Genomic DNA, 13534 nt, shown 5'->3' on the forward strand with positions numbered 1-13534 from the left:
TCATGCAAATGAAAACCGTTTCCAATAACTGTAGCGCATGAGCGACGCCACTCGAGTTGGGCTAACGTCGAGGAGCATGTCCAGAAGTCCCGCCCCGCGTCGGCGGGCCACGCTGGCTTCTCTGGCCGCCGAGCTCAAAGTCTCGCGCACCACCGTCTCCAACGCCTACAACCGGCCCGATCAGTTGTCGGCCGAACTGCGCGAGCGGGTGCTCTCGACGGCCAAGCGACTCGGTTATCCCGGCCCGGACCCGGTGGCCCGCTCACTGCGCACCCGCAAGGCCGGTGCGGTGGGCCTGGTCATCACCGAGCCGCTGAACTACGCGCTGCGCGACCCCGAAGCGCTGGATTTCGTTGCCGGACTTGCCGAGTCGTGCGAGGCCGCCGGGCAGGGCCTGCTGCTGGTGGCGGTCGGGCCGAACCGCGACGTGAGCGAGGGATCCGCGGCGGTGCTGGCCGCAGGCGTCGACGGGTTCGTGGTGTACTCGGCCGCCGACGACGACCCGTACCTGCCGGCGGTGCTCCAGCGACACCTGCCCGTCGTCGTGGTCGACCAACCCAAGGACGTCGCCGGCGTCTCGCGGATCGAAATCGACGACCGCGCCGCGATGCGCGCGCTGACCGACCATGTCCTCGAGTTGGGCCATCGCGAGATCGCACTGCTGACAATGCGTCTGGACCGTCAGCGGCCCTCGGGCGGGCCCAATCCGGCGGCGGCCGAACCCGCCCGGGTGCAGACCCCGCAGTTCCACGTGCAAGCCGAACGGATCGGTGGGGTGCGCGATGCGATGGCCGCGGCGGGCCTGGATCCGGATTCGTTGACGATCGTGGAGAGCTACGAGCACGGACCCGCCTCGGGCGGTGCGGCCGCGGAGGCGGCGCTTGCGGCCAACCCGCACGTGACGGCGTTGATGTGTACCGCTGACGTGCTCGCACTCTCGGCGATGGACTATCTGCGGGGTCGCGGCATCTACGTGCCCGGCCAGATGACGGTGACCGGCTTCGACGGGGTACCCGAGGCGCTTCGTCGCGGATTGACCACCGTCGTGCAACCCAGTGTCGAAAAAGGCAGGCGCGCAGGAGAATTGCTGCACGAGCGCTCGGGTGTGCCGGTCGTCGAGGTGCTGCCCACCGAGGTGGTGCGGGGCCGCACCTCGGGTCCGCCGGCCTAACCGCGGCGGCGCTGCAGCAGATGATGCAGCGCCGCGGCGACGTCGTCGGGGGAGTCCACGCGGTAGCGCGCCAACGTGTCACCGGAGCCGACCTTGACGCCGACGTCGTCGCCGTCGAGGCGCCGGAACGCCTTCTCGTCGGTGACGTCGTCGCCGAAGAACACCACCGCCGAGGCAGCGTGCTCACTGCGCAGGATGTCGACCGCCTCGCCCTTGTCGGTGTCGATCACGGCGAACTCCAGCACGGCCTTGCCTGTGGTGACGTGCGCGTCCCAGCCCGCAGCGGCGTCCCAGGCGGCCGCCAGTGCGGCTTCGGCGTCGGACTCGCCGGCGTTGCGCACATGCAGCGCCACGCTGGCCGGTTTGGTCTCCACGGTCACGCCCGGTTTGTCGGCCGCGATCGCACGCAGGGTGTCGGTGATCGTCTGCAGCAGCTGGGGATCGATGCGGTGGGTGAAGCCGGAGGCGAACTCGGCGCCGTGGCTGCCCACCAGGTGCACCGAGGCGGGCAGGCCGGAGAGCACCCGCAGGTCGGCCAGCGCGCGGCCGGAGATCAGCGCCGCCTCGGTGTCGGGCAGCTCGGCGAGCGCGGTGAGCGCGTCGGCGGCGGCCGGCAGTGGGCGCGCGTCGGACGGGTGAGCGACGATCGGGGCGAGGGTCCCGTCGAAGTCGGAGGTGACCAGCAGGCGCGGCACACGCGCGACGGCGTCCAGCGCTGCGGTCAGATCGGCCGGCAGGTCACCCACGCGTCAGATCTTAGGTTGGTCGCCATCGCCGATCAGCAGACGCACGGCCAGATCGAGCCGTTTGGCCACGTCGGTGGCCGACGCGCGGCGCGTCAGCCACGCCAGCAGGTTGCTCAGCCACACATCCGAGATCACGCGCGCGATGTGGTACTGGTCCTCGGTCGGTTCGCCGTCGCTCATGGCGCGCGCGAACATCGAGTCCATCAGCTTGCCGACGTGGTCCACCTCGCCGGCCGCGGACGCATCGGCGAACACGAACGCGCGCGTCATCGCCTCGGTCAGCAGCGGGTTGCGCTGCATCGCGCGGTTGAGCTTGCCGACCATGATGTTGAGCCGCTGGTAGGCGCTGGCGCCGGCCGGGAACGCCGACCGGTCGGTCTTGGCGTCGATCCGTTCGAACTCGCGGCCGAGCGCGGAGACCAGCAGGTGCACCTTGGACGGGAAGTAGCGGTAGAGGGTGCCGACGGCGACGTCGGCGCGCTCGGCCACGGCCCGCATCTGGACGGCTTCGTAGCCGCCTTTGGACGCGATGGCCAGCGTGGCGTCCAGGATGCGCTTGCGGCGTTCGCGCTGCGCCTCAGAGCCCAGTTCGGACTCGGCCAGTACTGCGACGTTCATGACCTGGCGGGGTCGTGAGTCGGCTTCGGAGCCACCGGCTGCGCGCGTCGTCGGCTGCGACACCTTGGCTGACTCGGACGTCCCGGACATTGCGGCCTGCGCTCCTCACGTGATGCGGTCTCGTTCGAAAACGATACGCACGCCCGTCTTGGATTCCCCACCCGCGCGGTGTGCCGACCCTGGCGCGCGCTGCTGCGATGGCGGTCGACTTGACGGTCGAGCGCTGGCACTATTAGAACACGTTCTAGTGAGAAGCACTGTCTTCTCTCCCAAACGCTAGGAGTCACGGTGTCGGTATCTTCCTCGGCGAGCATCACCGACGAGCAGGCCGCGGCCCGCGAACTGGTCCGGACCTGGGCAAGCGGTTCCGGCGGCGTCGAAGCCGCGCGCGAGGTGGAGCAGGGCGACAGTGACGCATGGCGCATCCCGTTCCGCGGTCTGGCCGAACTAGGACTCTTCGGTGTGGCTCTCCCCGAGGAACTGGGTGGCGCCGACGGCTCGATCGGTGACCTGTGCGCGATGGTCGACGAGGCGGCCGCGGCGCTGGTACCGGGGCCGGTGGCTACCACGGCGCTGGCCACCCTCGTGGTGGGCGATGCCGATCCGGAACTGGTCGGGGCGTTGGCCGCGGGCGAGCGCACCGCAGGGATGACGCTGACCGCCGCCCTGGACTTCGCCGACGGGCGCGTGTCGGGAACCGCGCCGTACGTGCTGGGCGCCGACGCGACCGCAGTGCTGCTCGTGCCCGCCGGACAGCGCTGGCTCCTGGTGGATGCGGCGGCCGACGGCGTGACCGTCGAACCGCTGACCGCGACCGACTTCTCCCGCCCGCTGGCGCGGGTGACCTTCGACGGCGCCGTCGCCGCCGAGCTCGAGGTGCCGGCGCAGCGGGTCGTCGACCTGGCGGTGACCCTGATGGCCGCCGAAGCCGCCGGCCTGGCGCGGTGGCTGCTGCAGACCGCCACCGAGTACGCCAAGGTGCGCGAACAGTTCGGCAAGCCGATCGGCAGCTTCCAGGCGATCAAGCACATGTGCGCCGAGATGCTGCTGCGCTCCGAGCAGGCGTCGGTGGCCGCCGCGGATGCCGCCGAGGCGGCCGCGGGCGGGGACGCCGATCAGCTGTCGATCGCCGCGGCGCTGGCCGCGTCGGTGGGCATCGAGGCGGCCAAGGCCAACGCCAAGGACTGCATCCAGGTGCTCGGCGGCATCGGTATCACCTGGGAGCACGACGCGCATCTGTATCTGCGGCGCGCGTACGGCATCGCGCAGTTCCTCGGCGGCCGCTCATGTTGGCTGCGCCGCGTGGTGGAGCTGACGCAGGCCGGGGTGCGCCGCGAACTGCACATCGATCTGGACTCGGTGGCCGACCTGCGGCCCGAGATCGCCGCGGCCGTCGCCGAGGTGGCCGCCGCCCCGGAGGACAAGCGGCAGGTGGCGCTCGCCGAGACCGGGCTGCTGGCGCCGCACTGGCCGCGCCCGTACGGGCGGGCTGCCGGCCCGGCCGAGCAGCTGTTGATCGACCAGGAACTGGCCGGGGCCGACATCGTCCGTCCGGACCTGGTGATCGGGTGGTGGGCGGTGCCCACGATCCTCGAGCACGGCAGCACCGAGCAGATCGAGAAGTTCGTGCCGGCCACGCTGCGCGGCGAGTTGTCGTGGTGCCAGCTGTTCAGCGAACCCGGTGCCGGCTCCGACCTGGCGGCGTTGCGGACGAAGGCTGTCCGGGTGGACGGCGGCTGGAAATTGACCGGCCAGAAGGTGTGGACCTCGGCGGCGCAGCAGGCGCACTGGGGCGTGTGTCTGGCCCGGACGGACCCGGACGCGCCGAAACACAAGGGCATCACGTACTTCCTGATCGACATGCGCTCACCGGGCATCGTGATCCGTCCATTGCGCGAGATCACCGGCGACGAACTCTTCAACGAGGTCTTCTTCGACGAGGTGTTCGTGCCCGACGAGATGGTGGTCGGACAGGTCAACGACGGCTGGCGGCTGGCGCGCACCACACTGGCCAACGAGCGCGTCGCGATGGCCAACGGCACCGCGCTGGGCAACCCGATGGAGGAGTTGCTGCGCGTCATCGCCGACTCCGGAATCGATGCGGCACAACAGGATCGGCTCGGCATGCTGATCGGCCTGGCGCAGGTCGGCTCGCTGCTGGACCAGCGCATCGCTCAGATGGCGGTGGAAGGCCAGGATCCCGGTGCCCAGGCCAGTGCCCGCAAGCTGATCGGCGTGCGGTACCGCCAGGGGTTGGCGGAGTTCCGGATGGATTTGTCCGAAGGCGCCGGCGTGGTGAGCAACCAGCAGGTGCACGACTTCCTCAACACACGCTGCCTGACCATCGCCGGCGGCACCGAGCAGATCCTGCTGACGATGGCGGGGGAGCGGTTGCTCGGCCTGCCGCGTTAGCTATGGCTGGGGAGCGGCGCGCTCGCAATCCTCAATTAGGGAGATGAACGTGCTGCACTCGACACAGGCAGTGTTCTCGTAGGTTTCGCCGAGCTCGTTCAAGGCGCTCGATATGCCCTTATTCGTACGTTCGGAGGACTTTCGTAGCGGGCCGAGGCTGCTACCGTTTGCGCAGCGTTCGCCGATGCCGAATCGAGGTCGTCTCTCCTCACCTAGTACCGCTAGCAGGACTGAATATCGTCCGAACGAATTGCGCCCTGACAGGCGCGAGGCCAGTGGAAGTCATCTGACGAACAAAACAGGTCGAGAGGCGAATCCAAAGACATGCAAAACACTTACAGCACTTTGGGATTGGCGGCAGCGGCAACGGCAGCGCTGACCATCACATTGGCGCCTCAGGCTGAGGCAGGTCCATATGAGGACTGCATGGCCAATTCGTCGCGAAGTCTGATTGCACACGTCATGTGCGCCGACAGGGCAAACCAACCGCCGCCACCCCCAGTCCCTGGGCCACCTCCGCCCTACATGTGGCAGAAGGATCCCGGTGTGTGGCAAGGCCCTTGTCCGCCGACCTGCCCTAGCTGACCCCTTCGCTACCCGAATCCGCCTGCCGCGTTAGAACCGCGTCTGCGCGCAGGCGGTCGGGGTGGTCAGGTTCACCCCGCCGTAGACGACCTGGATCTGTGAGCAGGCCAGGAAGTCGGCTTCGGTGGCCGGCAGACCGGTGGTCCACACCGTCGGCATCGAATCGCCGTCGACGCGGAACCGCTCGAGCGGCCCGCCGCCGAAATACGTCACCGAGATCTCCACGTTGTTGAGCGCCTTGTACATCTTGGAGAGCACGTTGTTGTGGTTGGCGCCCTTGAGTTCTCGCGGCACGCCCGCCGGCGCGCTGTACCAGGCTTCCTGCCAGACGCTGCGCTCGTTGCTGCGCAGCGTGATGGTCTGCCGCGCCCAGGTGTCCTGCGGGAAGCCGACCGGTCCGGTGGGGGTCAGCAGGTTGGCCGCCGTGTCGAAGTAGCACTTGTTCTCGGCCGGTACGCAATTGGCGTTGACGTGCATCTCGATCCGGGTGGCGCCGTCGACCGGGATCGAGCTGACCGCAGAGTTCGACGCCGCCGTCGCGGTCGCGGGATGGCAGAGCGCCGACAGGAGCAGCGCCGCAGTGCCTGCGGTGGCAAGCCGGTTCATCGTCACGAAGCTAGTCCTTCGTCATTCGTCGTAGGTGACTTCGACCGAATCGGTGCGCGGCAGCGCCTGACACGCCAGGATCAGGCCTTCGTCGAGATCCTGCTGCTCGAGCACGTCGTTGATCTCCATTTCGACGTCACCGGACTTCTTCACCACCGCGCACGCGCCGCAGTGTCCCTCCCGGCAGGAGAACGGAGCGTCGAGACCCTTGTCGAGTAGGACGTCGAGCAGCTTGGCCTTGCGCGGCCACGTCACCTCCTGGGTCTGGCCGTCCAGCGTCACGATCGCGGTCGCCGGGCCCTCGTCGCTGTCGTCTTCTTCAATCGCGACGGTCGCGAACGGGTCGGACTCCAGCGATTTGAACACCTCGATGTGGATGCGTTCGGCAGGCAGTCCGGTGGTCTTGAGCGCTTCCTCGGCCGCGGCCATGAACGGCCCCGGCCCGCAGATGAAGGCTTCCCGGGCGGCGTAGGGCGCGACGAGTTCGCACAGCCCGGCCACGGTGGGCAGGCCCTGCACGGATTCCAGCCAGTGCACGGCAGTCAGGCGGTCGGGGTACTTCGCGGCCAGGTCGCGCAGCGCCTCGGCGAAGATCACCGACTTCTCGTCGCGGTTGGCATAGATCAGCGTCACCTTGCCGGTGCCCTCGGACAGCGCGGACTTCAGGATCGCCATCATCGGCGTGACGCCGCTGCCCGCGGCCAGCAGCAGGAAGTCGGTGTCGAGGCTCTTCGGGACGAACGTGCCTGACGGCGCGAGCACGTGCATCCGCATGCCGGCATGGGCGTTGTCGCACAGCCAGTTCGATGCGTAGCCGTCGGCGGTGCGCTTGACGGTGACGGTCAGCCGGTCGTCGGTGAACGGCGAACTGCACAGCGAGTAACACCGTGCGACCGAGCCCGTCCGGTCGCTCGGGATGCGCAACGTCAGGAACTGCCCGGGCGAGTAGCGCAGTTTGGCCGGGTCGACGGACGCGTCGGCCGGGGCCTTGAACACCAGCGAACGGGCATCGGCCGTCTCGTCCACGACCTGGGCGATCTCCAATTCGAGAACGTGACTGCCCAACGGTTGGTCGTCGGCAACGTCGGTCACAGGATCACCCTTCCTCAGCCGGTTTCGGCCCTACAACTAGAACAGGTTACAGAAACGCATGTTCGCAGGTCCAGCGCCCACAGGACACCGCTACTCGACACAAATCGTAACGTGTTCTAATCTCATTGGGTTACTTCGCACGCCTCGGGAGGCACACCAGTGACGTCCATTCAACAGCGCGACGCGCAGTCGGTTCTCGCCGGTATCGACGACCTGTTGCCGCGGATCGCCGAGCGCTCACAAGCCGCCGAAGAGCTGCGTCGTCTGCCCGACGAAACCGTGACCGAACTCGACGAGGTCGGCTTCTTCAAGCTGCTCCAGCCCGAGCAGTGGGGCGGCCTGCAGTGCGACCCGAGCCTGTTCTACGAGGCGGTGCGACGCATCGCCAGCGCCTGCGGTTCCACCGGCTGGGTCGCGTCGATCATCGGCGTGCACAACTGGCATCTGGCGCTGTTCGACCAGCAGGCCCAGGACGACGTATGGGGCAGCGACCCGACCGTGCGGGTGTCCTCGTCCTACGCGCCGATGGGTGCCGGCCACGTCGTCGACGGCGGTTACCTGGTCAGCGGCGCCTGGCAGTGGTCGTCCGGCTGCGACCACGCCACCTGGGCGTTCCTGGGCGGCCCGGTGATCAAGGACGGCAAGCCGGTCGACTTCGGCAGCTTCCTGATCCCGCGCACCGAGTACACCATCGACGACGTGTGGAATGTGGTGGGCCTGAAGGCCACCGGAAGCAACACCGTGGTCGTCAAGGATGTCTTCGTCCCCCGGCACCGGTTCCTGTCCTACAAGGCGATGAACGACGGCACCGCCGGCGGCTACCAGAACAACACCGCGCCGGTCTACAAGATGCCTTGGGGCACCATGCATCCCACCACCATCAGCGCCCCGATCATGGGGATGGCCTACGGCGCCTACGCTGCGCACGTCGAGCATCAGGGCAAGCGGGTGCGTGCGGCGTTCGCGGGGGAGAAGTCGAAAGACGACCCGTTCGCCAAGATCCGGATCGCCGAGGCGGCCAGCGACATCGACGCCGGCTGGCGGCAGCTGATCGGCAACGTCCGCGACGAGTACGAGCTGCTGCAGGCTGGTAAGGAGATCCCGTTCTCACTGCGCGCCGCCGCCCGTCGTGACCAGGTGCGCGCCACCGCGCGCGCGATCGCGTCGATCGACCTGCTGTTCGAGGCGTCCGGCGCCACGGCGCTGCAACTGGATCAGCCCGTGCAGCGGTTCTGGCGGGACGCCCACGCGGGCCGGGTCCATGCCGCCAACGAGCCCGAGCGGGCCTACCTGATCTTCGGCAACGACGCGTTCGGGCTGCCTCCCCAGGACACGATGGTATGACGTCCTACATCCAGGAGACCGAGCAGCAGGTCGAGGTCACGTTCGAGTCGACCTCGCGCTACGCGCAGGTCCGCGAGGACATGCGGCTGCACTACCACGAAGCGGGCGTGGGCAATTCCCAGACCGTCGTGCTCCTGCACGGCGGCGGCCCGGGGGCGTCCAGCTGGTCGAACTTCAGCCGCAATATTCCGGTGCTGGCCAAGCACTTCCATGTGTTGGCCGTTGACCAGCCCGGCTACGGGCACTCCGACAAGCACACCGAACACGAGCAGTACAACCGCTACAGCGCCACCGCACTGCTGAACCTGTTCGATCATCTCGGCATCGAACGCGCTGCGCTGGTGGGCAATTCACTCGGCGGTGGCACCGCGGTCCGCTTCGCACTGGACAACCCCAAGCGGGCGGGCCGGCTGGTGCTGATGGGGCCCGGCGGGCTCAGCGTCAACCTGTTCGCACCTGATCCCACCGAAGGGGTCAAGCTGCTGGGCAAGTTCGCTGCCGAGCCGACGCGCGAGAACATCGAGAAGTTCCTGCGCATCATGGTGTTCGACCAGAGCCTGATCACGCCGGAGCTGGTCGAGGAGCGCTTCCAGATCGCCAGCACGCCGGAGTCGTTGGCCGCCACCAAGGCCATGGGCAAGTCGTTCGCCGGCGCGGACTTCGAGCTGGGCATGATGTGGCGCGACGTGTACAAGCTGCGTCAGCGGGTACTGCTGATCTGGGGTCGCGAAGACCGGGTGAACCCGCTCGACGGCGCGCTGGTGGCGCTGAAGCAGATTCCGCGTGTGCAGTTGCACGTCTTCGGGCAGTGCGGACACTGGGCACAGCTGGAGAAGTTCGACGAGTTCAACAAGCTGACCACAGACTTCCTTCTGGAGGGATGACCATGACCATCCGATCACTGGGATACCTGCGCATCGAGGCCACCGACGTCGCGGCGTGGCGCGAATACGGGCTCAAGGTGCTCGGCATGGTGGAGGGCAAGGGAGACACCGACGGTGCGCTCTATCTGCGCATGGACGAGTTCCCGGCACGGCTGGTCATCGTCCCCGGTGAGCGGGACCGGTTGATCAGCTCGGGCTGGGAAACCGCCAATGCCGCTGCGCTGCAGGAGATCCGCAACAGCCTCGAAGTGCACGGCACGCCGTACAAGGAAGCCACCGCTGCCGAGCTGGCCGAGCGCCGCGTCGACGAGATGATCATCTTCGACGACCCGTCGGGCAACGTGCTGGAGGTGTTCCACGGCGTCGCGCTCGAGCACCGCCGCGTGGTCAGCCCGTACGGGCACAAGTTCGTCACCGAGGAGCAAGGCCTCGGCCACGTCGTGCTGACCACCCGGGACGACACCGAGACCCTGCACTTCTACCGCGACGTGCTGGGCTTCAGCCTGCGCGACTCGATGCGGCTGCCTCCGCAGCTGGTCGGCCGCCCGGCCGACGGTGCCCCGGCCTGGCTGCGTTTCCTGGGCGTCAACCCGCGGCACCACAGCCTGGCGTTCATGCCGGGCGAAACACCCAGCGGGATCGTGCATCTCATGGTCGAGGTGGAGAACTCCGACGATGTCGGGCTCTGCCTGGACCGCGCGCTGCGCCGCAACGTGAAGATGGCCGCGACGCTGGGCCGCCACGTCAACGACAAGATGTTGTCGTTCTACATGAAGACTCCGGGCGGGTTCGACATCGAATTCGGTTGTGAGGGGCTCGAAGTCGACGACAGCAACTGGGTGGCCCGGGAGAGCACGGCGGTGTCGCTGTGGGGCCACGACTTCAGCGTGGGCTTCAAGAGCTAGCAGCCGTGAGCTCTCCGGCGATCGATCCGCGCACGTTCCGCAATGTGCTCGGGCAGTTCTGCACCGGCATCACGGTGATCACCACCGTGCACGACGACGCCCCGGTCGGGTTCGCCTGTCAGTCGTTCGCGGCACTGTCGCTGGAGCCGCCGCTGGTGCTGTTCTGCCCGACCAAGCAGTCACGGTCCTGGCAGGCCATCGAGGCCAGCGGCCGGTTCTGCGTGAACATCCTGCACGAGGACCAGCAGCACGTCTCGGCGCGGTTCGGCTCCCGCGAGCCCGACAAGTTCGCCGGAATCGATTGGGCACCATCGGAACTGGGCTCACCGATGATCAAGGGCAGCCTGGCGCACCTCGACTGCACGGTGGCTTCGGTGCACGACGGCGGGGACCATTTCGTGGTGTTCGGTGCGGTCCATTCGCTGTCCGGGGGTTCTGACAAGAAGCCGCGACCGCTGCTGTTCTATCAGGGCCAGTACACCGGCATCGAGCCGGACAAGAACACCCCGGCCGACTGGCGCAACGATCTCGAGGCGTTCCTCACCGTCGCCGGCGAGGACACCTGGTTGTAGGAGCCAGCGTGCGTTGGATCGCTTCGACATGTGCGGCGTCGATGCCCCATGGTTCATCGAGTCCGAGGCGGACATCGAGGTTCCAGAGCACGCATCGTTCGTCCGGTCGGGCGACGAGCTCCCAGGCGACGATCGTGCGGCCCAGTTGCGCGCCGACGGCGTCGACCGGCGCGCCGGCAGGCGCGCCGCCCTCCGGGTGATGGTGCAGGTACCGGCCGTACGCGTGCGTGCAGAAGTCCGAGTATCGGACCGTGCAGAGGATGAAGCCGTGCCATGCCTCATCCACCGCGCGCGACGGCATACCGATGACCTGCCCGTCCCAGATGGCGGGGCCGCAGCACCGCAGCCATTGACGTAGTCCGGTCGCGACCAGCTCCCGCGGCTCCCAGGGACAGGTCTTGAACACCGCTGGCGGGAGTTCGAGATCCGCCACCGCTGCGTTCATCCGGTCGAGCCGATGTCTGCTGCGAAGCAGCACTTTTTCACTGTATCCGCCTGCAGCGAACGGGCGTACGCTTCGAGGATGAGCACCACGGACATCGTGGTTTTCTTCGGCTCAGCGGCGATATTCCTGGTCGCCTCGTCTGTGGCGTACTTGTTCATGGGCGGCCTTCAGCAGCAGCAGGCTGACGGCCAATCCGTTGCCGGCGACGATCCGGACGAGGACGGGCGGACCGACCGCTGGGATGTCGGCCATTCAGGTTGCGCCGGCGGCGGCTGCGGTGGTGGAGGCGGGGGATCGTGAACGTCCTCCTGTGGTGTGGGCTCGCGGCGATGGGGGTCGCCGCGCTCGGTACAGCGGTCGCGTGGCGTCGCCGTGAGCGCCGGCGTGCATCGCCTCTCGAGCGGTACCGATCCGATGTGGCGCACCTGTACCTGTGGAGTGACCGATCGCTGGACCGTGAGAAGCGAGCGACTCCGGGGGCCGGTCAGCGGCACAGGATCTGGGCAGCGGGTACGGCGGCCAGCACTTTCTTCTACACCAGCGGCGGCGACGGTGACGGCGGCGGCTGCGGTGGAGGTATCGGCTGCGGAGGTGGTGGTGGTTGCGGCGGCGGCTGATCACGAGATCCCGGTGATTGTCGCAGCGCGATTCGGGTAGTCCGCATCGGGATGACGATCCGCGACGAGGTTCCGACCCGCACAGTCTTCGGTCATCCGATCGGGCTGACCAACCTCTTCGGCGTCGAACTGTGGGAGCGGTTCTCCTTCTACGGGATGCTCACCATCCTGGGTTACTACCTGTACTACTCGGCCACCGACGGGGGTCTGGGTCTTGCGCAGACGACGGCCACCGGCATCGTCGGCGCGTACGGCGGGCTGGTGTACCTGTCGACGGTGTTGGGCGCGTGGGTCGCGGACCGTCTCCTGGGTATGGAGCGCACCGTCTTCTACGGCGGAGTGATCGTGATGCTGGGCCACCTCGCGCTGGCGGTGTTGCCCGGCCTGGCCGGGGTCGGCGTGGGTCTGGTGTTCGTCGCGCTGGGCTCGGGGGCGTTGAAGGCGAATGCGTCGTCGTTGTTGGGGACGCTGTACGCCAAAGGTGACGCGCGCGCCGACGGTGGGTTCACCTTGTTCTACCTCGGCATCAACCTGGGCGCCTTCGTCGGGCCGCTGCTCACCGGCCTGCTGCAGACCCGTATCGGTTTCCACGTCGGGTTCGGTGCGGCTGCGGTCGGCATGGCCCTCGGACTGATCCAGTACGTGGTGTTCCGGCGCAACCTGGGCGGCCACGGGCGCGAGGTGCCCAATCCGCTGGCCCGCGGTGCGGCGAACAAGGCGGCCGGCGTCGCGGCCCTGGCGGCGGTCGTGATCGCGGCGACGATCGCCGTGGGATGGGTGACGTTGGAGAACCTGTCGCAGATCACCACTGCAGTCATCGTCGTCGCGTCGGTCGGCTACTTCGCGGTGCTGCTGCGGTCGGCGAAGGTGACCGCGCAGGAGCGGGCGCGGGTGCGCGCGTTCATCCCGTTGTTCGTCGCCAACGCGGTGTTCTGGTCGTTGTTCCAGCAGATCTTCACGGTGCTGGCGGTCTACTCCGACGAACGGATGAACTGGTCGGTGTTCGGCTGGGTGGCCCCGTCGAACTGGATCGGTTCGATCGAGCCGGTGTGGATCATCGCGCTGTCGCCGCTGTTCGCCGCGATGTGGACGAGGCTCGGAAATCGTGCCCCCACCACTCCGCGCAAGTTCGCCTACGGCGTCGTCGGCATGGGTTTGGCATTCCTGTGCTTCGTCCCGTTGGCCGGCATCGACCGGGTACCCGCGCTGCTGGTCATGGCGATCCTCGGGGTGTTCGCGGTCTCGGAACTGCTGCTGTCGCCGATCGGCCTGTCCGTCACCACCAAGTTGGCCCCCGAAGCGTTCCGCGCACAGATGATGGCGCTCTACTTCTTCTCGGTAGGTATCGGAACCTCGATGTCAGGGGTGTTGTCGGCCTGGTACGAGCCGGCCCGCGAAGTCGCATACTTCGGAGTTCTCGGTGGCTTCACGGTGGTCATCGGAGTAATGGTGTGGCTGCTCTCCCCGTGGATCAGCCGTCACATGGAGGGCGTGCACTGAGAAACCGGGTGGAATGACATCAGTGTGATTCATCCAC

General features: G+C 67.7%; 13 protein-coding genes. 8 read left to right on the forward strand and 5 right to left on the reverse strand.

The genetic code is table 11. The features are described 5' to 3' along the window. Positions 1 to 76: 76 nt before the first annotated feature. Positions 77 to 1171 (forward strand): LacI family DNA-binding transcriptional regulator, encoded by a 1095-nt coding sequence (locus ACQI46_RS09605; RefSeq protein ID WP_427093748.1) that lies wholly within the window; start codon positions 77 to 79, stop codon positions 1169 to 1171. On the opposite strand, the gene otsB is transcribed toward ACQI46_RS09605, so the two are convergent. Next, entirely contained in the window at positions 1168 to 1917 is a 750-nt protein-coding gene (gene otsB, locus ACQI46_RS09610; RefSeq protein WP_427093749.1) for a trehalose-phosphatase, read from the reverse strand. The genes ACQI46_RS09605 and otsB overlap by 4 nt on opposite strands. A gap of 3 nt (positions 1918 to 1920) precedes the next feature. Next, the gene (kstR, locus tag ACQI46_RS09615) at positions 1921 to 2535 is read right to left on the reverse strand and encodes a cholesterol catabolism transcriptional regulator KstR (protein WP_427093927.1); all 615 of its coding nucleotides are present in this window, start codon (positions 2533 to 2535) and stop codon (positions 1921 to 1923) included. Positions 2536 to 2823: 288 nt separating this feature from the next. On the opposite strand from kstR, the gene ACQI46_RS09620 reads away from it, so the two are divergent. Next, a complete protein-coding gene (locus tag ACQI46_RS09620) occupies positions 2824 to 4947 on the forward strand; it encodes an acyl-CoA dehydrogenase (protein WP_427093750.1) in 2124 nt (707 codons plus the stop codon). Positions 4948 to 5562: 615 nt separating this feature from the next. On the opposite strand, the gene ACQI46_RS09625 is transcribed toward ACQI46_RS09620, so the two are convergent. Both ACQI46_RS09625 and ACQI46_RS09630 read right to left on the reverse strand, forming a co-directional pair. Then, positions 5563 to 6138, reverse strand: coding sequence for a hypothetical protein (locus tag ACQI46_RS09625; RefSeq protein ID WP_427093751.1), 576 nt, complete (start codon positions 6136 to 6138; stop codon positions 5563 to 5565). 21 nt (positions 6139 to 6159) lie between these two features. After that, a complete protein-coding gene (locus ACQI46_RS09630) occupies positions 6160 to 7230 on the reverse strand; it encodes a 2Fe-2S iron-sulfur cluster-binding protein (RefSeq protein WP_427093752.1) in 1071 nt (356 codons plus the stop codon). A gap of 159 nt (positions 7231 to 7389) precedes the next feature. Between ACQI46_RS09630 and hsaA the strand changes: the two genes are divergently transcribed. From hsaA to hsaB, 4 genes are read left to right on the forward strand one after another with little or no spacing between them, the layout of a single operon-like run. Next, a complete protein-coding gene (gene hsaA / locus ACQI46_RS09635; RefSeq protein ID WP_427093753.1) occupies positions 7390 to 8574 on the forward strand; it encodes a 3-hydroxy-9,10-secoandrosta-1,3,5(10)-triene-9,17-dione monooxygenase oxygenase subunit in 1185 nt (394 codons plus the stop codon). Beyond that, positions 8571 to 9458: a 4,5:9,10-diseco-3-hydroxy-5,9,17-trioxoandrosta-1(10),2-diene-4-oate hydrolase gene (gene hsaD / locus ACQI46_RS09640; protein ID WP_427093754.1), complete on the forward strand. Its 888-nt coding sequence runs from the start codon at positions 8571 to 8573 to the stop codon at positions 9456 to 9458. Before hsaA ends, hsaD begins: the two co-directional genes overlap by 4 nt. Before the next feature lie 2 nt (positions 9459 to 9460). Next, the gene (gene hsaC / locus ACQI46_RS09645) at positions 9461 to 10363 is read left to right on the forward strand and encodes an iron-dependent extradiol dioxygenase HsaC (RefSeq protein ID WP_427093755.1); all 903 of its coding nucleotides are present in this window, start codon (positions 9461 to 9463) and stop codon (positions 10361 to 10363) included. A 5-nt stretch (positions 10364 to 10368) separates the two neighbouring features. Continuing rightward, complete coding sequence (gene hsaB / locus ACQI46_RS09650) at positions 10369 to 10935, forward strand: 3-hydroxy-9,10-secoandrosta-1,3,5(10)-triene-9,17-dione monooxygenase reductase subunit (RefSeq protein WP_427093756.1); 567 nt, start codon at positions 10369 to 10371, stop codon at positions 10933 to 10935. Here hsaB and ACQI46_RS09655 read toward each other — a convergent pair. Continuing rightward, on the reverse strand, positions 10904 to 11380 hold the full coding sequence (locus tag ACQI46_RS09655; protein WP_427093757.1) for a hypothetical protein: 477 nt from the start codon (positions 11378 to 11380) through the stop codon (positions 10904 to 10906). The genes hsaB and ACQI46_RS09655 overlap by 32 nt on opposite strands. Positions 11381 to 11458: 78 nt before the next feature. Between ACQI46_RS09655 and ACQI46_RS09660 the strand changes: the two genes are divergently transcribed. Both ACQI46_RS09660 and ACQI46_RS09665 read left to right on the forward strand, forming a co-directional pair. Next, positions 11459 to 11680: a hypothetical protein gene (locus tag ACQI46_RS09660; RefSeq protein WP_427093758.1), complete on the forward strand. Its 222-nt coding sequence runs from the start codon at positions 11459 to 11461 to the stop codon at positions 11678 to 11680. Between the two features lie 368 nt (positions 11681 to 12048). Further along, positions 12049 to 13497, forward strand: a complete 1449-nt coding sequence (locus ACQI46_RS09665) for a peptide MFS transporter (RefSeq protein WP_427093759.1) — start codon at positions 12049 to 12051, stop codon at positions 13495 to 13497. The last annotated feature ends 37 nt before the right edge of the window (positions 13498 to 13534 follow it).

The organism is Mycobacterium sp. SMC-4 (genome assembly GCF_050205565.1).
Lineage (GTDB): Bacteria > Actinomycetota > Actinomycetes > Mycobacteriales > Mycobacteriaceae > Mycobacterium.